The organism is Adlercreutzia mucosicola DSM 19490 (assembly GCF_000422625.1).
GTDB lineage: Bacteria > Actinomycetota > Coriobacteriia > Coriobacteriales > Eggerthellaceae > Adlercreutzia > Adlercreutzia mucosicola.
Map to the genome: position 1 here is coordinate 1 of NZ_AUGK01000012.1, position 24,655 is coordinate 24,655.

General features: G+C 67.0%; 17 protein-coding genes and 1 pseudogene. 5 read left to right on the forward strand and 13 right to left on the reverse strand.

What is annotated here, in order from left to right:
* The 3 genes and pseudogenes from G503_RS15650 to G503_RS0107765 form a co-directional block, all read right to left on the reverse strand.
* Positions 1 to 807, reverse strand: a pseudogene (locus tag G503_RS15650) (hypothetical protein); the annotation flags it as partial.
* A gap of 55 nt (positions 808 to 862) precedes the next feature.
* Positions 863 to 1,222, reverse strand: a complete 360-nt coding sequence (locus G503_RS0107760; RefSeq protein ID WP_035022421.1) for a hypothetical protein — start codon at positions 1,220 to 1,222, stop codon at positions 863 to 865.
* Positions 1,223 to 1,267: 45 nt separating this feature from the next.
* Complete coding sequence (locus tag G503_RS0107765; RefSeq protein WP_235715523.1) at positions 1,268 to 4,180, reverse strand: insulinase family protein; 2,913 nt, start codon at positions 4,178 to 4,180, stop codon at positions 1,268 to 1,270.
* Between the two features lie 167 nt (positions 4,181 to 4,347).
* Between G503_RS0107765 and G503_RS0107770 the strand changes: the two genes are divergently transcribed.
* On the forward strand, positions 4,348 to 5,124 hold the full coding sequence (locus tag G503_RS0107770) for an ABC transporter ATP-binding protein (RefSeq protein ID WP_028027132.1): 777 nt from the start codon (positions 4,348 to 4,350) through the stop codon (positions 5,122 to 5,124).
* Between the two features lie 180 nt (positions 5,125 to 5,304).
* Positions 5,305 to 6,234 carry a SufB/SufD family protein gene (locus G503_RS0107775; RefSeq protein ID WP_028027133.1) on the forward strand — a complete coding sequence of 310 codons (930 nt, stop codon included), beginning with the start codon at positions 5,305 to 5,307 and terminating at the stop codon, positions 6,232 to 6,234.
* 172 nt (positions 6,235 to 6,406) lie between these two features.
* Here the strand turns inward: G503_RS0107775 and G503_RS0107780 are convergent, their stop codons facing one another.
* Both G503_RS0107780 and G503_RS14375 read right to left on the reverse strand, forming a co-directional pair.
* Positions 6,407 to 7,345 carry a nitronate monooxygenase gene (locus tag G503_RS0107780; protein WP_028027134.1) on the reverse strand — a complete coding sequence of 313 codons (939 nt, stop codon included), beginning with the start codon at positions 7,343 to 7,345 and terminating at the stop codon, positions 6,407 to 6,409.
* A gap of 219 nt (positions 7,346 to 7,564) precedes the next feature.
* Positions 7,565 to 8,572, reverse strand: coding sequence for a substrate-binding periplasmic protein (locus tag G503_RS14375; protein ID WP_169628155.1), 1,008 nt, complete (start codon positions 8,570 to 8,572; stop codon positions 7,565 to 7,567).
* A 477-nt stretch (positions 8,573 to 9,049) separates the two neighbouring features.
* On the opposite strand from G503_RS14375, the gene G503_RS14380 reads away from it, so the two are divergent.
* Positions 9,050 to 9,928 (forward strand): ComF family protein, encoded by an 879-nt coding sequence (locus tag G503_RS14380; protein ID WP_156891966.1) that lies wholly within the window; start codon positions 9,050 to 9,052, stop codon positions 9,926 to 9,928.
* A gap of 91 nt (positions 9,929 to 10,019) precedes the next feature.
* Here the strand turns inward: G503_RS14380 and G503_RS0107795 are convergent, their stop codons facing one another.
* A complete protein-coding gene (locus tag G503_RS0107795; protein WP_035022425.1) occupies positions 10,020 to 11,345 on the reverse strand; it encodes a glycosyltransferase family 2 protein in 1,326 nt (441 codons plus the stop codon).
* A 281-nt stretch (positions 11,346 to 11,626) separates the two neighbouring features.
* On the opposite strand from G503_RS0107795, the gene ahcY reads away from it, so the two are divergent.
* Positions 11,627 to 12,883 (forward strand): adenosylhomocysteinase, encoded by a 1,257-nt coding sequence (ahcY, locus tag G503_RS0107800; protein ID WP_028027136.1) that lies wholly within the window; start codon positions 11,627 to 11,629, stop codon positions 12,881 to 12,883.
* 243 nt (positions 12,884 to 13,126) lie between these two features.
* Here the strand turns inward: ahcY and G503_RS0107805 are convergent, their stop codons facing one another.
* From G503_RS0107805 to G503_RS0107825, 4 genes are all read right to left on the reverse strand, one after another.
* A complete protein-coding gene (locus G503_RS0107805; protein ID WP_028027137.1) occupies positions 13,127 to 13,903 on the reverse strand; it encodes a Crp/Fnr family transcriptional regulator in 777 nt (258 codons plus the stop codon).
* A 446-nt stretch (positions 13,904 to 14,349) separates the two neighbouring features.
* Positions 14,350 to 14,958, reverse strand: coding sequence for a 4Fe-4S dicluster domain-containing protein (locus tag G503_RS0107815; RefSeq protein ID WP_028027138.1), 609 nt, complete (start codon positions 14,956 to 14,958; stop codon positions 14,350 to 14,352).
* A 13-nt stretch (positions 14,959 to 14,971) separates the two neighbouring features.
* Positions 14,972 to 17,695 (reverse strand): molybdopterin-dependent oxidoreductase, encoded by a 2,724-nt coding sequence (locus G503_RS0107820; RefSeq protein ID WP_028027139.1) that lies wholly within the window; start codon positions 17,693 to 17,695, stop codon positions 14,972 to 14,974.
* Positions 17,696 to 17,884: 189 nt separating this feature from the next.
* Positions 17,885 to 18,661, reverse strand: a complete 777-nt coding sequence (locus G503_RS0107825; protein WP_028027140.1) for a Crp/Fnr family transcriptional regulator — start codon at positions 18,659 to 18,661, stop codon at positions 17,885 to 17,887.
* 96 nt (positions 18,662 to 18,757) lie between these two features.
* Between G503_RS0107825 and G503_RS0107830 the strand changes: the two genes are divergently transcribed.
* Entirely contained in the window at positions 18,758 to 19,081 is a 324-nt protein-coding gene (locus tag G503_RS0107830; RefSeq protein ID WP_028027141.1) for a heavy metal-binding domain-containing protein, read from the forward strand.
* Positions 19,082 to 19,149: 68 nt separating this feature from the next.
* Here G503_RS0107830 and smc read toward each other — a convergent pair whose 3' ends face one another.
* The 3 genes from smc to plsX are packed head-to-tail and all read right to left on the reverse strand — an operon-like array spanning position 19,150 to position 24,641.
* The gene (gene smc / locus G503_RS0107835; protein ID WP_028027142.1) at positions 19,150 to 22,722 is read right to left on the reverse strand and encodes a chromosome segregation protein SMC; all 3,573 of its coding nucleotides are present in this window, start codon (positions 22,720 to 22,722) and stop codon (positions 19,150 to 19,152) included.
* Positions 22,723 to 22,728: 6 nt separating this feature from the next.
* A complete protein-coding gene (gene rnc, locus G503_RS0107840; protein ID WP_028027143.1) occupies positions 22,729 to 23,598 on the reverse strand; it encodes a ribonuclease III in 870 nt (289 codons plus the stop codon).
* Positions 23,595 to 24,641, reverse strand: coding sequence for a phosphate acyltransferase PlsX (gene plsX, locus G503_RS0107845; protein ID WP_028027144.1), 1,047 nt, complete (start codon positions 24,639 to 24,641; stop codon positions 23,595 to 23,597). The genes rnc and plsX overlap by 4 nt, the downstream gene beginning before the upstream one ends.
* Positions 24,642 to 24,655 lie beyond the last annotated feature (14 nt).

Sequence of the window (24,655 nt, forward strand, 5' to 3'; positions counted from 1 at the left end):
CACGCGGGCCTCGGTCTTGATGGGGTTGCCCTCCTCGTTCACCTCGCGGGAACTGGACACCTGGGCGCCGTGCTGCAGCTTGTCCACGGCCTCCTGCTGGGTGAGACCCAGAAGGCCCACCAGGTTGGGCACCGTGGTGGTCTTGGCGGTCTCGGTAGAGGCGTCGTTTGCCTGGTCGCTTTGGATGGTCCCCGGCTCATGCTCGGTGTTCTGGGCCTGCTGCACGGCCGTGGAGCTGTTCTCCTTGTACAGCTGCACGCCGAAGTAGGACAGGCCCCCCAAGAGCAGCACGAGAACGGCGATCACCGCGATGAGGATGCGGCGCATGCGGCGCGACTTGCGCATGTACTCGGGCACTGCGGGCTTGCCCTGATTGTCGGTGGCCACGTGGGCATGGCGACCGTGGCGCGGACCCTCGCCCTTGGCCTTGGAGGCGGGCTTGGTAGTGGCACCGTGGGAGATGGTGGGCAGCGGCGTGGCGGCGGACAGCTCGCCTTCGCCGCGGCCGTGGGCGGGGCGGCCGGCGTAGAAGTCGTCGAAGGCCTCCTCGTTGCCGAAGGACTCGCCGGCGGCCAGGCCCTCGTCGTCCAGAGGCTCGCCATCGCCCAGGTCCACTTCCTCGAAAGTGCCCGCAGGACCGGCGGTCACCTCCTCGCTCTCCACAGAACCGGCCTCCCCCGCGGGCTTCATCACCGTGGTGAACCCGTCGGAGGCGACAGGATGGAAGGCCTCGGTCAGGCCCATGGCATTGCCGTCGGCATCCTCGCTCGGACGGCGGCCGGGCTCGTTCGCGTTGTTCTTCACCATGCTCTTTCCTTCTTCGTTTGGGGCTGCGTTCAAAAAGAATGGGTGGGGCGCGGGCCTAGCCCGCGAGGAGGTACCAGAGGACGAAGGCGGCGATGCCGAGCATTGCCACGAGGATGACCGCCTTCTGGGTGCCGGACATCTTCGCGCTCTCGATGTCCTCCAGGGTGGTCTCGCGGTAGCCGTCGTCGGGGGCCGCAGGGCGCGAGCGGGCGGGCGGCTCGGGCGCGATGTCGGCGGCGGGCGCGACCTCGGCGGCCTCGGCGCCCCCATCGGCTGCCGGCGCCGCTTCTGGGGCCGGGGCGCTCACGCTCGGCTCCTTGGCGGACGGCTCGTCCACGACGCCCGCCTGAATGACGATGTCCTCGTCCTCATCGGCGGTGACCGTGATATGCGAGAAGCCCAATTTGTCGGCCATGGACGGCATCCTTTCTCATCGACTGGCAAATTATAGCGGAATACCTCACTCGTTGAGGAGGTCGATCACGGTAAGTCCACCAGAGGAGGCCTCGATGATCTCGCGATTGCCGAAGACGCAGATGCAATCGGCCCGGGCGATGGCGTCCACAGCCGGCCCCAGATCGCGCACCGCATCGACCTCGGCGGCCACCACCTCCCCGCGCACCCGGGCGCGGTCGGCGATGTCGTAGCCGGCGAAGAACATGCCGTCCTGGCGGCGCAACAGGGCACGGGCCTTCTCCGGGGCGTCCATGGACGCGGCCGCCGACACCACGTAGCCGTCCATCTCGGCCTCGGTGGGGTCGAAGGCGCCCGCAAGCCACGAGCCGGCCTCGATGAAGCGGGCCCGGGTCTCGTCGATGCGCGGGTCGCGGTAGGAGTAGAAGCGGCAGGAGCCGGCGCGGGTGGCCTGGAAGCCGGTGCCGTAGGCGCCACCCTTCACGCGCACCTCGCCCCACAGATAGTCGAAAGTGAGGATGCGCGCGGCTAAAAGCCACGCCCCCGTGTAGGGCGCGCCCACCCGGCGGCGGTCCCAGCCGCAGGCCGTGTAGGTCACATCGGTGGGCACCACGAAGGCCTCGCGGCGGTTCACCGGAGCCGGCACCACCAAGGCCGCCGGGGCCGTATCGCCGCCCAGAGAGGCCCCCGCCTCCCAGAAGGCCGCCAGCTCCTCATCGGTGCCGGCGAAGGACACCGTGCAGTTCCCATCGACGAACAGGCGCTTCGCCAGAGCGGCCAGCTTGGCGGCCAGAGCCTCGGCGCGCTCGTCGTAGTGCTCTAGCACATCTTTCAAGAAGCGGTAGAAGTCCACGCCCGACAGCGCCTCGCGCACCACGCCCGCGGGCAGGTAGTACGACGCGGCCCGCGCCATGGCGCAGCTGTGGCCGTTCGACGCGAAGGACTGCTCCAGGGCGATGCGCCACTGGGCCAGGATGTCGCGGATGCGGGCCGTATCGGAGAAGTCGGTCTCGGTGAGCACCTCGTCCACGAGCGTCGCCATCCAGGGCACGTTGGCGGCCAGGCCCGAGGAGCCGGCCACCAGCACCGGGCGGATGCACTCGGCGTCGCCCACCGACTCGTGCACCTCGCAGGAAAACCCCATATTGCCGAGATGGGCCTGGGACAAGGTGTCCAGCTCGGCGGCGCTGTGGCGCGCCGTGTCCAGTTTGCCCAGCACGAAGGCCAGCACCGTGGCGTAGGGCAGCTCCTCGAAGGCGAGGCTCTGCAGATCGAAGTAGCGGTAGGCATAGGCGATGCCGTGGGTGGCGATGCGGTGACGCACCAAGGTCGCCGCGCCGTGGGCCGACACCTCCCAGGGCGCCTCGGCCGGAGCCTCCCCGATGTCGGCGCGGGTGAGCTGGGGCAGGGCGGCCACGGCGGCCGGATCGTCGGGGGCCTCCTGGGCCGCGCGCAGAGCGGCCACGGCCTCGTCGATGGCCGCCGCCTCATCGGGGCTCAGGGCCGCGGCCCGCGCCCGGGCCGCCTCGAAGGCGCGCTCCTCGGCGCCCTCGTCGCCGGGCGCCACTTCCACCCGGGCCCAATGGGCACTCTCGCAGAACAGCTCGCGCAGCAGCCCTTCGAAATAGCCCTCGTCCACCTTGGCCGCCAACGACGCGAAGGCGTCGTTGAAGCGCAGGTAGGCCATGGGGTCCTCGTCGGAGTACAGCCATCCGCTCAGCGCCGTCATGGCCAGCACCACGCCGTCGGCGTAGCCGAAGTTGCGCTCGCGCATGACGAACTCGGCGTGGGACAGGGCCGCGCGCACCAGGTCGCGGTCCAGGCCGCCCGCGGCCAGGCGGGCGGCCTCGGCGCGCACGATCTCCTCCAGTCGCGCGGCGGCATCGGGCCGGGCCCCGCGCAGCGACACCACAGCGAAGGGCTGGGCCACGGAATCGGCCACGTAGGCGGCCACGTCGTCGGCGATGCCCGCGTCCAGCAGCGCCCGCTTCAGGGGCGCCTCGTTGGAGCCGGCGATGGCGTCCAGCAGGATGTCCGCGGCGATGACGCGCTCGCGGTCGGCGGCCCGCCCGATGACCGAGCCCACGGCGGCGCAGGCGTTCTCCGGGGCCGTGTCCATGGTCACGCTCGCGGGCGCGGCCACCACGGGCGCCTGCAGCCCCAAGGGGTTCACCGCCAAGGGCCCGCGCTCCTCGGCGGCCAGCGGCGCCAGGTAGCCCTCGTCGATGAAGGCAAGGAAGCGGCCTAAGTCCAAGTCGCCGTACAGGATGATGTAGCTGTTGTCGGGGCGGTAATGGCGGCGGTGGCTGTCCAGGAAGGCCTCGTAGGTCAGCGTAGGGATGGCCGCCGGCGTGCCGCCGGACTCGAAACGGTAGGTGGTGTCGGGGAATAGGGCGGCGCTCAGGGTGTCGTAGAGCACCGAGTCGGGCTCGGAGAGAGCGCCCTTCATCTCGTTGTACACCACGCCGTTGTAGACGAGCTCCCGCTCGTCCCCCTCCCCTTCCAGCTCCCAGTGCCAGCCCTCCTGTTGGAAGATGGCCTCGCGGCGGTAGATGTTCGGGCGAAAGACCGCGTCCAGGTACACGTCCATGAGGTTCAAAAGATCGCGCTCGTTGGTGGAGGCCACCGGGTACATGGTCTTATCCGGGAAGGTCATGGCGTTCAGGAAGGTCTGCATGGAGGTCTTCAGCAGATTGACGAAGGGCTCCTTCACGGGAAACTTCTCCGACCCGCACAGCACCGAGTGCTCCAGGATATGGAACACGCCCGTGTCGTCGGCGGCCGGGGTCTTGAAGGTGATCGAGAACGCCTTGTTCGCGTCGTCGTTCTGAAGGTACATGAGCCGCGCGCCCGAGGCCTCGTGGGCGAGCAGGTGGGCGACGCCCTCGATCTCGGGCAGGGTCTCGGTGCGCTGCCACGCGAAACCGTGGCGCGCCGCAATATCTTTCACGTTGGTCACAAACGCTCCCTTTCTCGGTGTTTTCCGCCCCGTATTCTACCCAAACTGCCCGCTATCCCCCGCATCCTTCATGGCGTTGTTATTATTTCTCCTCGGATGGGGACAATTTCGCTATAATCGGCGACAGAAAAGACAGCCTGATCCCGAGACGAGAGACGGAGCGATCCATGCTTGAACTGAAGAACCTGGTGTTCGAGGTGCCAGCCGACGACGGGGGCACCAAGCGCATCATCGACGATCTGTCGCTGACCATTCCCGACGACCGCTTCACCGTGATCACCGGCCCCAACGGCGGCGGCAAGTCCACCCTGGCCAAGCTCATCATGGGCATCGAGGAGCCCACGAGCGGCGCCATCCTCTTCGACGGCCAAGACATCACAGGGATGTCCATCACCGACCGCGCCAAGCTGGGCATCGGCTACGGCTTCCAGCAGCCGGCGCGTTTTCGCGGCATGAAGGTGAAGAAGCTTCTGGACATCGCCGCCGGCAAGAAGCTGCCGATGCTCGCCTGCAACGAGTACCTCTCGAAGGTGGGCCTGTGCTCGGCGAGCTATCTCACCCGCGAGGTAGACAAGTCGCTGTCGGGCGGCGAGGTGAAGCGCATCGAGATCGCCACCATTCTGGCCCGCGACCCGAAGCTGGCCATCTACGACGAGCCCGAGGCCGGCATCGACCTGTGGAGCTTCGATCGCCTCACGGAGACCTTCCGCGACATCCACGAGGCCCGCGACGGCCGCTCCATCGTGATCATCTCGCACCAGGAGCGCATCATCTCGCTCGCCGACGAGATCGTGCTTCTGCAAGCCGGTCGCGTGGCCGCCACGGGCAGCCCGGCCGAGCTCATGCCGCAGCTGGGATTCGCCGCCCGCAGCCTGGACGACCACGGCTGCCCGCTGTCGGTTCCCACCGAGCTGCACCTGACCGAGATCCCCACCACCTGCTAACGCTTTCGATCAACCGAGTAAACGCGTAGAGGGGTCGCCGGGTGCCTCGACCGAGCGAGTTCCGCAGCGACTGGAAATGTCCAGTGGACATTTCCACCAAGCGAGGACTGCCCGAGCGAATCGAGGTACCCAGCGACCCCGACCGGCGAAGAGCCAGAAGCGAAAACCAAGGAGACTGACATGGCCGTAGACCTTTCCCCCATCGACGAGAACCTGCTCGCCGAGATCGCCAACATGCACGGCATGCCGAAGGGCGCCTTCAACGTGCGCAAGGACGGCGAGCTTGTGGAGCGCCATTCTTCCGCCTACATCGACATCGAGACCAAGACCGACAACCCCGGCATCGACATCCGCATCGCGCCGGGCACCAAGGGCGAGACGGTGTACATCCCCGTCATCGTGACGAAGTCGGGCCTGAAGGACGTGGTGTACAACACCTTCTACGTGGGCGAGGACTGCGACGTCACCATCATCGCCGGCTGCGGCATCCACAACGACTCCCACGATGCCTCCGAGCACGACGGCATCCACAGCTTCTATATCGGCAAGAACGCCCGCATCCGCTACGTCGAGAAGCACTACGGCGAGGGCGAGGGCACAGGCGAGCGCATCTTGAACCCCACCACCAACGTGTACATGGAGGAGGGCGCCTCCTGCGAGATGGAGATGGTGCAGCTGCGCGGCGTGACGAGCACTGTGCGCGACACCAATGCCGAGCTGGGCGCGAACGCGAAGCTCGTGCTCACCGAGAAGCTGCTCACCCACGGCAACCAGACCGCCATCTCCAACATGAAGGTGGAATTGAAGGGCGAGGGGTCTTCCGTGCAGGTGATCTCCCGCTCGGTGGCCCAGGACGATTCCGTGCAGGTGTTCAACCCGCTCGTCATCGGCGAGTGTGCCTGCCGCGGGCACGTGCAGTGCGACGCCATCATCATGGGCAACGCCAAGGTGAAGGCCATCCCCGGCATCGAGGCGGCCAGCGAGGACGCCATGCTCGTGCACGAGGCCGCCATCGGCAAGATCGCCGGCGACCAGATCGTGAAGCTCATGACGTTGGGGCTGACCGAGGAAGAGGCCGAGGCCGAGATCTTGGACGACTTCTTGAGCTAAGCGCCGCCTCCCATTGGGAATGCAAGGGGCCCAGCACCGCCAGTGCGGGGCCCCTCCTCGTTGTCGGGACTCTTCCGTAGGGACGGGCTTCAGGTCGTTCGCAGCAACGTCGCCCCGCCCTTCCGCCGTTCTTCCGCGCGAGCGACCTTCAGGTCGTTCACGCCCCAACCTTCTACCCGTACAGCCGCTTCAACTGCGCATAGGCCTCATCGGCCTCGGTCATCACATCGCGGATGATGGCGGCCGCGGGCTTCACTTCCTTGATGAGCCCCGAGATCATGCCCGCCGAGAAGGCGCCGCGCTCCACGTCGCCGGCCTGGGCACGGCTGATGGAGCCGGTGCAGTAGGCGTCCAATTCCTCGCTCGTGGCGCCGTTGTCGTAGAGCTCCCAGTAGCCGCGGGTGAAGGGGTTCTGCAGGCAGCGCACCTGCTTCTTGCCCGGTTCGCCGGTCAGCGTGGTGGACGTGTCGTCGGCCTCGATGATGAGCTGCTTGTAGTGGATGTCCACGGGGCACTCCTCGGCCACGAGGAAGGCCGTGCCCATCTGCACGCCCACGGCCCCCAGGGCCAAAGCCGCCACGAAGCCCGCGCCGTCGGCGATGCCGCCGGCAGCCACCACGGGAATGTCCACGGCCTCTACGATCTGGCGCACCATGGGCAGCGTGGTCTGGCGGCCGATGTGTCCGCCGCCCTCCATGCCCTCGGCGATGATCACCGCCGCCCCCAAATCCTGCATCTTCTTCGCCGCGCGAGCGTGGGGCACCAGGCACATGGTGATGATACCGGCCTCCACGAGCAGCGGGATGATGCGGGCCGGGTTGCCGGCGCTCACCGTCACTGCGGGCACCCGTTCCTCGATGACCACCCGGGTCACCCCCTCGACGCACTTCGACTCCATGATGAGATTCACGGCGAAGGGCCGCTCGGTCATGCTGCGGGCGATGCGAATCTGCTCTCGCACCACCTCGGGCGCGTCGAAGCCCGACTGGATCACGCCCAGGCCGCCGCCCTCGCTCACCGTGGCCGCGAAGGCGCCGTCGGAGATGTGGGCCATGCCCCCTTGGATGATGGGATGCTCGATGCCTAAAATGTCACAGAGTGCGGTTCTCATGAGGTCCGTCCTTTCATCGACGCCGGTAAGGCCGCCCCGTCGGCGCACCGCGCGCAGCCCCGCTCCTCTCCCATGGTAGCGCACTGCCCCGCCCGACACTGATCCCAAACCTATCACTCTTAGGCGCGAAACCCATAGGCAACGGAATATAGAAACGGCCCGCAAGTACACGCTTGCGGGCCGTTTGCAGTGATGTCTGCGAGAGGAAGCGCAGGGCTTCTACTCGCCTTCCTCGTCGGGGCCGTCGGAGCTATCGTTCCCCGAATCGCCATTGCCGGAATCCCCGTCGCCGCTGTTGTCGCCGTCGGTGCCAGTATCGCCGCCGTTATCCCCGTCGGAGGCGCTGCCGCTGTTGTCGTCGGCAGTTGCCTGGTCGCTGCCGGTATCGCCGGCCGGGGCGCTGCCGTCGCCGATGACAGTGAGGCCGTCGAGGGCCACGCTGGCGCCGAGCCACTTGCGCTCGATAACGTCGATGGTGCCGTTGCTCACCAGGTTCGTCAGCACATCGCCGGCGGCCTGCTGCAGATCGAGGTTCTCGGCGGAGGCGGCCATGCAGTAGCCGCTCGGTTTCATGAGCATAGCCACCACCGACACGTCCAGACCCTGGCCGTGGGCCGCGTACAGACCGATGATGGCATCGGCGGCCACGTACTGCACCGTGCCGGCCTGAAGGGCGGCGAAGGCGTCGCTCAGGCTGTTCGTGGAGGTCAGGGAATCCTGGCCGAACTCGTTGGACACGGCCCATGCGCTCTTAGAGGACACCTGGGCGGCGAAGGTGGCGCCCGAATCGGCCGCGGGCACGCCGGCATCGGGGCTCAGGGCGAACAGCGCGATGCCCGTGGGCAGGTAGGACGACGAGACCCAGTAGTCGCTCTCGGCGTTGGCGGCATCGATGCCCAGCACGATGTCCACCTTGCCCTCGGCGATGAACGAGGCCGGGTCGCTGCCCACATCCACAATGGACACCTTCAGGCCCAGCTCATCGGCGATGGCCGAGGCGATATCCACGTCGATGCCGATGATCTTGCCGCTTCCCATGCCGGCCAGCGGAGGATTCTCAGTGTTCACGCCCACGCGCAGCGTGCCCTCCTCGCCGATCACGGGCGGCGCCACCGTGGCCTCCTTCAGCGGGGGCTGGTAGTTGTTCGAGCCGTTGCACCCGCACAGCGCGAGCGCCATGCAGGCGAGCGCCACCGCGGCGGCCATGACGAGTATGCGTCTTCTCACTTCGTCCTCCGTCTCAATACGTTCGAGCATGCCTCTTCCGACTGACCTAGTCTTTGACCCCACACTCGCGCACCGGGGCTTTTGCTTGCGCTACCGGCCCTCTCGTCCGTCGCAGGCTCTGGCTGCGAAATGGGTGCGGACGGTGCGACTTACCTCTAGGATACGCCATGCTCACGGCGGGCGGGCCCGCGCGCTTACGTGGATCCTTTCGACCGCATCTGCCTTGGACTTGGAAGCGGGCATGCCGCCTCCGCAACTACAGACTCGAAAGAAGCACCGCTAAGTGTAGCAGATCGGGCCCCCTTCCAAGAAAAGCCCAGAGAACCTCTGGTTGACGAACGTCCCCCAAACGGCTGGCGGCATGAAGATCGCACGACTGGGGCACGGTTGCGAGACGCCGCAGAGACGCTGCGCGAACGGCTCTGCGGCGGCGATTCCCGCGACAGAACCGCGGCCGCGGCCCGCTATGATGGCCCCATGGCTACCCGCAGCGAACAACTCCCCCTCTTCGACCCCGCCACCGGCATCGCCGACGGCCCTGCCCTCGCGGACAGCGCCCCCGCACCTGCCCGCAGCCGACAATCGCGGCCGGGCGCATCGAGCGGCGCACGGCCCCGCTCTCCTGCGTGCCCTCGTCCGAGCGAGCGACGCTGGCGGGAGCGCGCCTTCGAGGTGGTGGCCGAGACCCTGTGGCCCACGCGCTGTGCCGTCTGCGATCGGCCGGGCACGCCGCTGTGCCCCGACTGCATCGCCTCGCTCCCCTACATCGACAGCCTGCTGGCCTGCCCCCGCTGCGGCGCTCCCTTCGGGCGCGTCCAGTGCACCGAGTGCAACCGGGTGCTGCTGGCCGCCTTCGGTTACGAGGAGCCGCCCTACCGTCAGGCCACAAGCCCCCTCGTGCTCACCGAGAAAGTGCGGCGCATCGTAACGGTGTACAAGGATCAGGGCGAGCGGTCCCTGGCGCGGCCCATGGCATCGCTCATGGCCCGCGCGACCCCGCCGCCGTGGCTGGACGACGACGCCGTGGCCTTCGTGCCCGCCACGGCCGCGGCCCGACGCCGGCGCGGCTTCGATCACGCCGAGCACTTGGCCCGGGAGCTGTCGTGGCTTTTGGATGTGGACTTCGCTCCCCTGCTGGCCACGCCGCGCCGCCTCGACCAGCGCCGGCTGGGCCGCGCAGAGCGCATCCAGAACATGCGGGAGGCTCTGCGAGTGCTTCCCGGCGCCACGGTACCCGACGCCGTCATCCTCGTCGACGACGTGTGCACCACCGGCTCCACCCTGTTCGCCGCCACCGAGGCCCTGAAGGCCCAGGGCGCCCGAACGATCCACGCCCTTACCTTCGCCCGCGCCTAGAGGAGGTGATCGCAGAGAAAGAAGAAGGCGCGCCGAGGCCGGCGCGCCTTCCCAGTAACTTGAAGTTGCCAGACGACGGTGCTCGGCTCCCCTACTTCGATAGGCGCACGCCCTCGGCCTCGGAGAACTCGGCCACATCCACGGAAATGGAATGGCGGATCGGCTTCCAGGCGGCCTTCTTCACCAGGGCGATGAGCGCGATGGGGATGTAGGTGAGCATGAACAGCGGGAAGGTGAACATATAGCGCACCTTCTTGGCCGTGGTGGTGCGGATGGAATCCCATTCGACGAAGGTGGTGAGCACGCCGAACACGAACATGAACATCAGGTAGTTGCAGAGGCAGAACACGATGGAGGTGAGCGAGGAGGCGATGGCCACGCCCGTGGACATGATGCCCGTGGCGGCCAGCACGATGATGATAGTGTTGAAGATGATGGAGATAATGGACAACAGCATACCCGGAGCAATGGTCATGAGCATGTCGTAGCAGGCGAAGCGATAGCCGCGAGGGTTGGTCACCGCGCCCTTCACCAGGCCGCCGGCATAGTGGGCGAACACCTGGTAGAAGCCCTTGGCCCAGCGGAAGCGCTGGTTCCACGAGTCGCGGAAGGTGATGGGCTGCTCGTCGTAGAGCACGGCCGTGGGGCAGTAGGCGATGCGCACGCCGTCGATGATGGAAGAGGCCGAGAACTCGATGTCCTCGGTCAGCAGGTGCCACTTCCAGCCGCCGGCCTTCTTCAGGATGTCGGCCGCGATGAAGAAGCCCGTGCCCGACACCGCGCACGAGGTGTTCAGGGTCAGGCGCGCCTGGTTCAGAAACTTGGCCTCGCGCAAGAACCACACGCCGTAGCCGGCGGAGATCCAGTTGCTGCCGAAGTTCTTGGAGTTGCGGTACGAGGTGGAGGCCTTGGCGCCGGCATCGAAGGTAGCGTTCATCTCGCGGAAATAGTTCACGTCGAGCACATTGTCGGCATCGAACACGAAATAGGCCTCGTAGTCGCGATCGGCGTACTGCTCCCAGATGGCCTTCAGGCCCCAGTCCAGGGCATAGCCCTTCCCCACCTGCTTGTCGTTGCGGCGCGGGAACACGATGGCGCCGGCCTCGCGGGCCACCGCCGCCGTATCGTCGGTGCAGTTGTCAGCGATCACGAATACGTCGATGAGCTCGGCCGGGTAGTTCTGCACCTTGATGGAATGGATGAGATCGGCGATGACCGCCTCCTCGTTGCGGGCGGCCACCATCACGGCGTAGCGGTGGTTCCTCGCCGCCACCTTCTTGGGAGCCTTGCGGGTCAGCACGACTAAGACGTAGTAGAGCTGGTAGGTGTAGCAGACGGTAAAGGTCAGAAACACGCAGAAGTTGAAGATGTCGACGAAGGAAAGGGCCGACACTTGCGATGCTACGGTATCGAACAACTCGATGACTCCTCGGTCTTGCACCCGCCAGGGCGCGACTACGCAAACGACTGAATTATAGCCTTGGAAATTCCGCCGTGGGGACATTTTGGGACTAAGAGGACGTTTTGGTACTTTTTAGTCGCAAAGAGCCCCGCCTCTCCGCATTTGGGACACACCGCCTCCACACCTGTAAGGAAAGCGTAAGATTCCCGTGGGCTGCCGATGCGCCAGCGCGCCGGCGGGGCACCCTATGCTACCCTGTGAGCAGAGCTCCGAACCATTCAGAAAGGAAGTTCCCTGTGAGCAAAGCCTGCGACATCAAGGACATCAGCCTGGCCGACGAGGGTCGCGCCCGCATCGAGTGGGCCGACCGCGACATGCCGGTGCTCGCCCGCATCCGCGAGCGCTTCGCCGAAGAGCGCCCCTTGGAGGGCGTGCGCATCGGCGCCTGCATGCACGTGACCACCGAGACGGCCAACCTCATGCGCGCGCTCGTAGCCGCCGGCGCTAAGGTCACACTCTGCGCCTCGAACCCGCTTTCCACCCAGGACGACACCGCCGCCTCCCTCGTGCGCGACTACGGCGTGTCGGTGTTCGCCATCGCCGGCGAGGACGGCGACACCTACCAGCGCCACATCGCCGAGGTAGTGGCCACCAACCCGCAGATCATCATGGACGACGGCGCCGATCTGGACACCGCCCTGCACACCAAGTTCACCGACAAGCTGGCCGGCGTGATCGGCGGCACCGAGGAGACCACCACCGGCGTGGTGCGCCTGGCCGCCATGGCCGCCGAGGGCGCCCTGGCCTACCCGGTGTTCAACATCAACGACGCCAACACCAAGCACTGCTTCGACAACCACTACGGCACGGGCCAGTCCACCTTGGACGGCATCGTGCGCGCCACGAATCGCCTTCTGTGCGGCCGCACCATGGTGGTGTCCGGCTACGGCTTCTGCGGCAGCGGCCTGGCCCAGCGGGCCCGCGGCATGGGCATGGACGTCATCGTCTGCGAGGTGGATCCGCTGAAAGCGCTCGAGGCCCACATGGAGGGCTACCGCGTGATGAAGGCCGCCGAGGCCGCCCGCTTCGCCGACGTGTGGGTGACCGTCACCGGCGACTGCAACGTCATCGACGCCCCGGCCTTCGAGACCATGAAGGACGGCGCCATCGTGTGCAACTCCGGCCACTTCGACTCCGAGATCAACCTGGAGTGGCTGCGTGAGCACGCCGTGAAGGTGGAGGAGCTCAAACCGCTCGTGGAGGAGTACACCCTGCCCGACGGCCGCACCATCATCGTGCTGGCCCAGGGCCGTCTGGTGAACCTCGCCTGTGCCGAGGGGCACCCCGCCTCGGTCATGGACATGAGCTTCGCCAACCAGGCCCTGGCCGCCGAGTACCTCTACCAGCACGCCGACGAGCTCCAGAACAAGGTGTACGACGTGCCGGCCGCCATCGACGACGGCGTGGCCCGCGTGAAGCTGGAGACCCTCGGCATCGAGATCGACGAGCTCACCGAGGAGCAGATCGCCTACATGAACAGCTGGAAGTTCTAGCCCTGCGCCTTTTAGCGCTCCGCAACCAAGAAAGGGTCCGTGCAATGCGGACCCTTTCTTGGTTGCGGGGATCGCCGGCGGCAGCGGCAAGGCCGCCTCGGCCGAGCACACGCCGCTGCGGCAGTACGCCAGCACCGGCCCCCCTTGCCGGGAACTGCCGTGGCCGCTGTCTCGGCATTGATCGCATCCAGCGTGAGCAAGCGCGCGTTGGGCACATGGCCACCGCGCGAACATCTCGAGCGCCTACCAGGACACGTCGCTGTCCCTCAGGTCGTAAAGACGCAGCCGGGTCTCGATGAGATGGCCGTACGCCTCGTGCAGGGGCGGCAGCAGACGCACGTGGCGATAGCCCAAATCGATGAGCCCCTCGCGAACGAGCTTCTTCAGCTCGCGGCTCACCGTAGGCCGCTCGACGCCGGCCAGAAACGCGATGTCCTCCTGGGCCACGGGCAGCACGCCCTCGAAGCCGATCTGGCGCGAGAGCTGGTTGCTCAGGCGCAACAGCACCGACACCACCTTCTCGCGCGCCCGGCGATGGGCAAGGGTCAGGGCCTGTCCGTACATACCGGTGTTGCAATTCAGCGTGAGGCAGCCGTTCAGTTGCTGCGCCTCGTCGATAGTCAGGCGCGCCATAAGGTCTTTCACGAAGCCCGCGTCCAAAGCGCACAGGCGCGTGGGCACGAGCGCTGTCAGGAAATAGAAATCCGACGCCCCGTAGGGCACGTAGACATCGGGGATGCCGATGACCACGCCCTGTCCGTACAGCGACATCGGAATCATCACATCGTCGTTGCCGTACACCTTCGACACGAACAGACCGCTGCGCACCACCAGCACCCGCGGTCGGGCCGCCAGATCGGTCCACACCATCTCGCCCACCTCCACATCGGTGAACGAGGGAAGCAGGTACTTGTCGTCATCGAGGCGCGCACCGCACAGAAACGTGAGCGGGCACCGGCCCCGGTTCGGGCAGGCCAGCGCCTCCGACCGCTGCCGCTCCACCTGGGTGCAAACTTTCATAGCCCTCCCCTTCCCCAGAAAACAGGGCCATTATACCGCTGCCGGGCCGCCGCGCAGCATCGTAGGCGAAAGCCGCCCGTGAAGGAGAGGCGCCCTCTACCGCGAGCTCGGGCGATGATCCAGCTGGGCCAGACGACGGCCCAGCCCACGATCCTCCAGTTCGATCACCAGCCGCAGAAGCGCCGCCCCGTCCCGTCGGCCCACATCTTTCACGAAGCTGGCGAGAGCATCGTAGTAGCGTCGTCCATAAGCAGCCGCCCTTGATCGCCCATTGTGCCGCCAACCATTCTAACGAAGAAGCGCCCCCACGCGGGGCGCAAGAAAACCTGCACGGGCTTTTTACACGAGAGATGGACGACCGCCCGAAACCGCAGCGGCGGCCCGCCAAGGGGCCGCCGCTCGGGGGAGGGATCCCCGGCCGCGCGGGCCGGGGCCGGGGGATGTCGCTACTCGTTCACGTTGAACGGCAGGTACCACACCGAGGGGTTCGTGCCCTCCTCGGGCTTCAGCTGGTAGCCGCCGGCCGCCTCAGCCTGGGCCTTGAGCTCCCCGAGGTCGCCGAAGGCGCGGGCGCCGGCCGGGCAGGCGGCCACGCAGGCCTGGGCCCGCCCGTCTCCGGCGTCGACGCGCTCGGCGCAGAAGGTGCACTTGTCCATGGTGGCCGGGGGCATCGCCTCGTACATGACGGCCTCGTACTCGTTGAGCTCCGGGCCGAAGTAGCCGTCCTCGGAGGCCGCCAGGTGGCGCGCGTCGTAGGGGCACACGGTCTGGCAGCTGCCGCAACCGATGCACTTCTCCTTGTCGATGACGACGATGCCGTCGTCGCGCTTCCAGGTGGCCTCCTGGGGGCAGATCTCCACGCAGGGGGCCGTCTCGCAGTGCATACACAGCATAGGCACCGCGGTCTTGCGCACGTCGGGGTAGGTCCCCTCGAATACGCGGTCCACGCGGCTGCGGCGCACGCCCGGGCGCGTGCCGTGGGCCTCCTTGCAGGCCACCGAGCAGGCGTGGCAGCCGATGCACTTCTTCAAGTCAATGAGCATTCCGTAAGTCATGGCTCATCCCCTCCTAAGCGATCTTCTCGATTTTGACGCGGATGCACTGGTCGAAGGCCGAGCAGATGTGATCCATGCGCTCGGGAGTCTGACCGGGCACCAGGTGCACCACCGGCACGCCCTTGTCCAGAGCATGGGGCATGTACTTCGACTTCGACCCCCAGTGGCCGCCGATCACCGACACGCACTCGGTGTGCACGCCCTCGGACGTGGCCAGCACGCCTTCCACCGACACGCCCTCCTGAGTGGACAGGCGCACCTTATCGCCGGTGGCCAGGCCCTTGGTCGCAGCGGTGGCGGCGTTCATCTCGATGGTGTAGCCGTAGGGGTTCTCCTCGTTGATCTCGTTGACATAGGGGTTCTCCATGAGCCACGAATCGGTGTTGATGGCATCGGTGTGGTACACGGGCAGGATGTCGTAGTCGGGATCGGTGATCTCGTGGCCGCAGCCGGGCTTCCAGTCGGGCAGCGCCTGGTAATCGTCGGTCTCCCAGGGAATGTCCAGCTCGGCCGCCTTGGCCTCCACCTTGCCCTTGGCCTCCAACATGAAGTCGAAGTACATGGGCACGCGCCCCGGCTCGCCGTTGGCCCAGATGTACACCTCGTCCACCGTGCGCGGATGGTCGTACACGCCATGCTCCTTCAGCCAGGCAAAATCGTGCTCCTCGTCGATGTTCGACTTCAGCACCGAATCGGCGAAGGCCTCCACGTCCAACTTCTGGTCCAGCGGCACCGAGTACTCCTCCTTCACGCGGAACATCATGTTCAGCGTGGAGATGAACTCGGCGTTCTTGCCGGCGCGGTTGGCCAGCTCGCCGAACAGCTCCCAGCTGGAAGGAGCGCCGTCGCGCGGCTCTACGACCTTCTGCCACACCGGCACGGTCCAGGGGTTGTGCAAGCCGCCGATAACGCGGTGGTTGCCCGAGGCGTGGGGCAAAGGCTCGGTGCGCTCCAGATAGCAGCACTCGGGCAGGATGACGTCGTAGAAGTAGGACGACTCGTTCAGGAACATATCGATGCCCACCACGTAGGTGTAGTTCTTGAAGATCTCGGCCTGCTCGTCGTAGTTGCCCCACCACTTGATGGGATTGCAAGCGTAGCAGAACGCAACCTCGGCGGCCTGGGTGTGGTACAAGTCGGGATGGGCCTGGGCCACATGCTCGAAGTGGTTGTCCTCCGAGATGGGCTGGATCTCCAGCATACCCATGGTCGTGGGCGTGTAGTCGCTCTCATAGACCTTCTTATAGTAGGAGTTGGGGAAGGCCAGCAGCAGACCGGCGCAGTCGATGAGGCCCTCGGGCTCCCAGATGCCGGGCTTCCAGGCCATGTTCGGGTTGCCGTCGGCCCAGCCGTTGCAGATGGGATCGAAGCCGCAGAAGCCGCCCACGGCGTTGGTGGACCCGATAAGGTTGTTCAGCGTGAACACGGCCCAGCAGGCATGGAAGGCGTGCTTGTGGCGCGTGATGCCCGAGAAGCCGTCCACCGCAGCGGGGCGATAGGGCAGCTCGACGCCATCGACGGTGGTCGTCTGGCCGATGCAGGCCGCCTCGCCCAGCTCCTTCGCAATACGGCGGATGGTGGCCGCCGGCACCGTGGTGATTTCCTCTTGGTACTCGGGGGTGTACTTCGCGACATGCTCTTTGTACAGGGTGAATCCGGTCTTGCACTGCTTGCCGTTCACCTCGAAGGCGCCTTCCAGCTGCGGATCGGCGCACACGTCGTAGGTCTTCGGCGTGCCGTCGGCATCCATGTACAGCGACTTGCCGGTGGCCTCGTCGAACAGGATGCGACCCGTGGCCACATCCACCAGCGAGGGGGAATTGGTGCGCGTCTTCAGGAACTCGACGTCGATGAGCCCCTCTTCCACGAGCACGTTGGCGATGGCCAGGGCCGCCGCCGCGTCGGTGCCGGGGCGGATGGGCACCCACAAATCGGCCTTCTCGCCGGCCGCCCCCATATGCGGATCGAACACCACATGGCGCAGGCCCTCGCGGCGACGATCGGCGAAGATCTCCGCGGTCATGTTGAAGCCATGGCGCGTGGCCGTGCCGGCGTTAGTGCCGAACTGCACCACGTAGTTGCAGTTCAGGTAGTCGGGACGGGCGTTGCCCGTGCCCGTGAGGAGGTATTCAAGCTGATGCACGCCGGCACCGCAGATGTCCGAGCAGCTGCCCTCGGCATTGCCGTAGATCACGCCGAGTGCGGTGTGGCGCACGAGCGAGCCGATCTGGCTGGCCACCATGGACATGCCGGTTACCGCATGGGGGCCGGATCGCTCGATGGCCGCCTTCACGTTGGTATCCACAAGCTCGTAGGCCTCGTCCCAGGAGATCTCCTCCCAGCCCGGATCCTCGTCGAAGCCCTTCTTGGGATTGGTGCGCTTCATGGGCTTGGTGATACGGTTGGGATCGTACAGCATCATGATGCCCGCAGCGCCCTTGCCGCAAATATGCCCGCGCCCGATGGAACTGTCGGAGTTGCCCGTCAGTTCCACCACCACGCCGTCGACCACATGGGCCTTGATGGAGCAGTTGTTGAAGCACATGTTGCAGGTGGTGGGAATCCACTCCCCCTCGTTCGGGTCGTAGGCCATCTTCTCCGGCGACGTGCTCGCCAGATCGGTGCCCTCCTTCTCCGCGGTGCCGGACGCGCAGCCGGCCAGTCCCGCCGTCAGGGCCGCAGCGCCGGCCCCCGCCACGAACCCTCGACGGCTGATATTCAGGCCGCTCTCGCTCATGGTGTACCCCCTTCTCTCTGGTTTGAGGCCCGTCCCGTGGACAGACGACCCCTTCGTCATGGCCGAAGAGCCCTCTGAAGAGCCCCTCGGATGGAAGGAAGTATGACAGGGGCGAAAGGGGAAGAACGTGAGCGCGGCGACAAAGATGGCACCCGCAATTGTGTCGTCCCGCACAATGTTTGCCCGAACCTAGGCAGAAACGGCGCTCCAATCGTTACCGTAAAAGGGCAGGCTGGCCTCGATCAGACCGCCATAGGCCGCCCGCAGGCCCGGCAGCACGTCGATGCGGCGGTATCCCAATCCGATCAGGCCCTCTTTAGCCAGCGCCTTCAACTCGCGGCTCGCCGTGGCCCGCTCGAGCCCGGCGAGGAAGGCCACATCGTCGTGGGCGATGGGCACCTCTCCGGTAAAGTCGGCGCAACGGGCGAAGGCGCTCTCCAGGCGCAGCAGCACCGAGACCACCTTCTCGCGCGCCCGCGGATGGGCGAAGGTGAGCGATTGGCCGTACATCGATGTCGTGCAGTTCAGGGAGATGCGCGAGAGCACCATCTGCGCCTCGGGCACCCCCAAAGCGTCGATCTGGCTCCTCACCACTTCCCCATCGAAATCGCACAGCTGGCCGGGCACCAGTCCGACGAAGAAATAGAAGTCGGAGGCCACGTAGGGCACGTAGATGTCGGGGATGCCGGCGACCGACCCCGGAGCGAAAAGCGCCTGGGGCACCTCGACCCCGTTGTTGACGAAGCACTTGTTGACCAGCAGGCCGCGGCGTACGACGTAGACCCGCCGCCGAACTGTCAGATCGGTCCACACCATCTCGTGGTAACCCACCTCGGCGATGGCGGGCAGCAGATGGCGCCCGTCATGGAGCCGCTTGGCGCAGAGAAACGCGAGCGGGCAGAACTGGCGCACAGGACAATGCAGCGCCTCGTAACGCGTGCGATCGATCATATCGCTGGACTTCATGAGACCCCCCTCCCCGAACGGCCCCATTATAGCCTTCGACAGTCCATCGTGAAAAAGGATACACTTTCTCTCACCAACAACGCAGAAGGGAGCCTTATGATCACCACGACGACGCCAACTATCGACGGGTACCGTATCACGGGCTATTACGGCATCGTGTTCGGTGAGGTCATCACCGGTATCAACTTTTTGAAAGACTTCGGCGCGGGCATCCGCAACCTGGTGGGCGGCCGGTCGGCCGGCTACGAGGAAGAGCTCATGGCGGCCCGCACCCAAGCCCTGGAAGAACTGCAGCAGCGGGCCGGCGCCCTGGGCGCCCACGCCATCGTCGGGGTGGACATGGACTACGAGGTGCTGGGGCAGGGCAACATGCTCATGGTAACGGCCTCCGGCACCGCCGTCACCGTGGAGGCGGCGTAGGAGCGAAGCGACGACGCCCCGGGTTGTGCGGGCGGCCTGAAGGCCGCCCCTACGGGATTCCGAGGAGGCTATTCCGCGTACTCCAAGGCGCGGTCGAGCTTCTGGCTGATCACCTTGGTGACGCCGTCGCCCTGCATGGACACGCCGAACAACACGTCGGCCATCTCCATGGTGCGGCGCTGGTGCGTGATCATGATGAGCTGGGTCTCCTCGCGCAGGCTGTTGATGTAGGCGGCCAGTCGGCGCAGGTTCGAATCGTCCAGGGCCGCCTCCACCTCGTCCAGGATGTAGAACGGGGTGGACCGGGTGCGGTACACGGCGAACAGCAGCGCCAGGGCCGTCAGCGACTTCTCGCCGCCCGACAGCAGCATCATCTTCGCGATGCGCTTGCCCTTGGGCTGGGCGTTCACCTCCACGCCGGTGTTCTCCAGATCGTCGGGATCCACCAGCGACAGATGGGCCTCACCGCCCGGGAACAGCGTGGCGAAGATCTCCCGGAAGTTGCCGTCCACGGTCTCGTAGGTGCGGATGAAGTCGTCCTTCATGCGCTGGTCGATGACGCGGTTGATCTTCGCGAGGGACTTGCGCGCCTGATCCAGGTCGTCCAGCTGGCCGGCCAGGTAGTCGTAGCGCACCTTCAGCTCGTCGTACTCCTCGGCGGCATCGGGATTGATGGTGCCCAGATTGGCGATGCGGCGGTTGATGCGGAACAGCTCGTCCTCTACCTCAGCACGACCCTCCAGGACCGGTGCGGTAAGAGCGGCCTCCAGCGGCGCCTTGCAGTCCTGTACGATATGGTTCACCGCGGCCTCCACTTGCAATTCCAGGCGCCCCTTCTGCACGCGGGCCTCGCTGAGGCGTTCACTGACCCCATCGAACAGGGCGTGGGCCTCGTGGGCCCGGCCGCGGGCCTCGGTCACCGAGGCGTGCAGGCCCGTGGAGGAGTTCTGGGCGGCCGTGGCCTGCTCCTCGAGGGATTGGGTCCAGCGCTGGGCCGAGCGCACCAACTCCTCGAACAGGGCGAGCAGAGGCTCGATGCGCGCCGCCGACACGGTCTTCACCCGCAGCTGCTCGGCGGCCTCGGCGCTGGCGCCGGCCAGCGATTCCAAGTCGCGGGCGCGGGCGTCGCGCACGCGCTCGGCGTAGGTGGTGCGCTCTACCAAGGTGGCGGCGGCCAGCTTCGCCTCGGCCAGATTGTCCGATACCTGATGGGCCTCGCGGCGGATAGGCTGCAACTGCCTCTGGGCCTCATCCTGCTTGCGCTTGGTCTCGACCAGCTGCTCGTCCAGCTCGGCCAGGCGCGCCTCGAAGGACTCCACGTTGGGACGGGCCTCGGAGATGATGGCCTCGGCCTCGGCGCGCTGGCGCTCGATATTCTCCAGCTCGCGACGGCTGGCAGCCAGTTTCTCCGCCGCCGCATCGGCGGCGACCCGTGCTGCTTCCGAGCGGCCCTTCAGCGCGGCCAGCGACTGGGACAGCTCCAAACTGGTGGCTTGGGCGTGGCGCAGGGCCTCCTCGGCCAGGCGATGGGCCTCCTCGGCCTTGGCCACGGCTTCCTCGGCCGCCGTCAATTGCGAGCGCAGGGCCTCCAGGCGCCGGTGGCGCGCCAGGGCGCCGGTGCCCTCATCGATGACCGTGGCGCCCACGGACACCTTGCCCGAGGGCCAGACCACCGAGCCGTCGGGGGTCACGAAGCGCAGGCCCAGCTCGTCGGTGCCGTGGGCCGCGAGGGCATCGTCCAGGGCGGGGCACACCACCACATCGCCCACCAGGGCCGCGACGGCGTCGCGGGCCTCGTCGGAAAACTCGATCTCGCCGATGAGCGCGGTGCCCTCCACGCCCAGGGGCGCTTCCCATTCCAGGGCGCGGGCGCCCCCGCGCGCCGCGCTGTCGTCGCGCAGCAGGAAGGACACCTCACCGGCCGCATCGGCCGCGGCCAGCTGCTCGGCCACGGCGCGCACCACGGTGGCGTCCTCCACGAGCAGGGTGGCCACATCGGCCCCGAGCAGGGTCTCCACCAGCGCCTCGAAGCCGGGGCGGGCGCAGATCACGTGAGACAGGGGCTCGCCCAAGCCGACCACCTCGTCGCCGTGCTCCACGAGCCACGCCCGCGCCTCGCCGTTGGCCGCAGCACTCGTGCGCTCCACCTCTTCCAACGTGGCGATCTCCACGGTGAGGGCGCGATGGGTGTCGCGGGCCTCGTCCAGGGCGGCGCGGGCGGCGTCGCGGGACTGCAGCGCCGTGCCAACGGCCTGGCGCGCCGCCGACTCGTCGGCGGCCAGGGCCGCCAGGGCCCCTGCGGCCTCGGCGGCCGTCGCGGCGGCCTCCTCGGCCTCGGCCTGGGCGCGGGACAGCTCCAGCGACAGCTCGGCGGCGTGGCTCTCGATCACCTGCACGTGAGCCAGGCCGTGGGTGAGGGCCTCAGTGTTCTCGGCGTGCTTGCGGCGCGCGACCTCCATCTGGGTCGTCAGCGACTGGGCGTCCTTGCCCAAAGCCGACAGCTCGCGCTCTAAGGTGCCGCGCTTCACGCCCAGATCGCGGTAGATGCAATCCAGATCGGACACCTTCTTCTCGGCGGCGGCCCGCTCGGCGGCGGCCTCGTCGAACAAAGCCCGGGCCCGCTCCAGCTCGGCCGTGGCCTCGGCGGCCTTCACGCGGTTGGCCTCCAGGGCCAGCTCCAGCTCGCCGGCCCGGGCCCGGGCCGCGCGGCGGCGCTCGCGCATCATCATCATGCCGGACTCGAAGCGCTCAACGGCGGTGGCAGCGGCCCGATGGCGCCGCGACAGGTCACCGGCGTCCAGCGTCTCCTGGCGGATGCGCTCCTGAAGGGCCTCCACGGCAGCCTCGGCGGCCTCGATGGCCCCTCGGCGCTCTTCCAACTCGGCCACCAGCTGGGCCTCCCGCTTTTGGGAGGCGTCCCACTCCCCTTGCAGCACCCGCAGATCGTCCACGGCGATCATGAGGCTCAGCTCGGATTGCCGGGCCGCCAGCTCCTGGTAGGTGCGGGCCTTCTTCGCCTTGCGCTCCAAGGGCCCCAGCTGGCGGGCCACCTCTCCCACCACGTCGCGGGCGCGCAGCAGGTGCTGGTCCATGTTCGCCAGCTTGCGCTCGCTCTTGGCCTTGCGCTGCTTGTGCTTCAGCACGCCGGCGGCCTCCTCGATGAGGGCGCGCCGGTCCTCCGGCTTGCTCTGCAAGATGGAATCCAGGGATCCCTGGGAGATGATGGAGTGGGTGCCGGTGCCCAGGCCCGAGTCGTGCAGGATGTCCAGCACGTCCATGCGCCGGGCCACGGTGCCGTTGATGAGGTACTCGCTCTCGCCGTTGCGGTACATGCGGCGGGTGATGGCCACCTCATCGTAGTCCACCGGCAGCGTGCCGTCGGAGTTGTCCAGCACCAGATCGACCTCGGCCAGACCCGTGGCCTTGCGGGCCGACGAGCCGGCGAAGATGACGTCCTCCATGGCCTGGCCGCGCAGGTTCTTGGCATTGCGCTCGCCGAGCACCCACAAAACCGCGTCCGAGATGTTCGACTTGCCCGAGCCGTTCGGGCCCACGATGGCCGTGATGCCCGGCTCCATGGACATCACACTGCGGTCGGCGAAGGATTTGAAGCCCTTCAGAACGAGAGATTTCAGGTACATGGGCGCCTAGTCCTGCTTCCTCTTGGCCGCCCGAGCGGCCTTTTCCTCGGCCCGGGCTGCCTTCTCGGCGGCGCGAGCGGCCACCTTCGCCGCCTTCTCCTCGGCGCGGGCCGCCTTTTCGGCCGCGGCCTTCTCGGCGCGCTCGGCCTGCTGCTCGCCTGTCAGGCCGATGCCGAAGAACTCGGACAGGCGCGCCAGGGTGGACTTCGCCGCCTGGCTCTCGGCCTCCTTCTTCGTGCGGCCCACGCCCTGGGCCAGCCCCTTGTCGCCGGCGTACACCTGGGCGACGAAGGTGCGGTCGTGGGGCGGTCCCTGGGTCTCCACCAACTTGTAGGTGGGCGTGATGCCGCCCTCTTGCAGCTTCTCCTGCAGGGCGCTCTTCGGGTTCTCGGGCTCGCGGGCCAAATCGAGCGACATCTTCGGAATCAGCGTGCGATCGACAAATGCGCCGGCCGCTTCCACACCGCCGTCCAGATACAGGGCGGCCACCACGGCCTCGTACACGTTCTCCAAGGCAGAATGCAGGCCGCGCCGTCCGGTGCCGGTCTCCGAGGAGCCGAACACGATCACGTCGGCGAAGCCCAGTTTATCGGCCACCTCCGACAGGCTCGCCCCGGACACGAGGGCCACCTTGATACGGGTGAGACCCCCCTCGTCCAAATCGGGAAAGCGATGGAAGGCCGTGGAGGCCACAAGCGCCCCCAAGATGGAGTCGCCCAGAAATTCCAGGCGCTCGTAGGAGAACTTCACCGCGCGCCCCTCGGTGGCCGAGGGGTGGGTAATGGCCGACAGCAGATACTGGGTGTTCTCGAAGGTGTGCCCCACGATCTCTTGGGCGCGGGCCAGCTTCGTCTCCTGCTCGGGCGTCATGCTCATCGGGCATCCGAAGCCGCGGCTTCCCCTTCCCCGCTGGCGCCCTTGGCAGCGGCCGTGCGGGCCACGGTCTCGGCGATCACGCCGGCCACGTTCGCGCGCACGGTGGTAGCGGCCACGGCGATGCCGTTGGCGATGGCCACCTCATTGGACGAGCCGTGGCCCACGATGACGGCGCCCTTCACGCCGAGCAGCGGCGTGCCGCCGTAGGTCTCCGGCGACAGCTTCGCCTTCAGGGCGGACAGGTCGCCCTTCACGAGCAGCGCCCCCAGCTTCGAGGCCAGCGAGCCCATAAGCGCGTCCTTCACGTACTTGAACAGCGTTTTCGCGGTGCCCTCGATGGTCTTCAGGCAGACATTGCCCGTAAATCCGTCGCAAACCACCACGTCGAAGTCGCCGGCCATAAGGTTGCCGCCCTCGCAGTTGCCCGCGAACTGGGGCACCGAATCAGCCAGAAGACCGTGGGCCCTCTGGGCGAACTCGTCGCCCTTGGTATCCTCCGAGCCGATGTTCAAAAGACCCACCCGCGGGTTTTCCACCCCCATGATGGATTCCATGTACACGGCACCCATCTGGGCGAATTGCACCAGGTACTCGGGCTTGCAGTCGGCGTTGGCCCCCACATCGATGAGCAGGCAGGGGCGCGCGTAGGCTGGCAGCACCTGACCCAGGGCCGGGCGCTTCACGCCCTTCACGCGGCCCACGACCAGGGTGGCGGCGGCCAGGCAGGCCCCCGTGGAGCCCGCGGAGAAGAATCCCTGGGCCGTGCCCTCCTTCACCAGGCGGCAGCCCACCACGATGGACGAGTCCTTCTTGGTGCGCACGGCGTTGGCCGGGTGCTCGGCCATCTCGATGACCTCGGTGGTCGCCTGGGCCCGGGCCCGATCATGGGACGCCGCGAAGGGCTCCACGGCCTCGGCGGCGCCCACGAGCATCACGTGCAGGTCGGGATCGGCCTGAAGCGCCTGGGAGACGCCGCCCAGCACTACGGCGGGACCGAGATCGCCCCCCATGACGTCGACGGCGATAGTTACTGATTCAGCCACGAATATACTCCTTG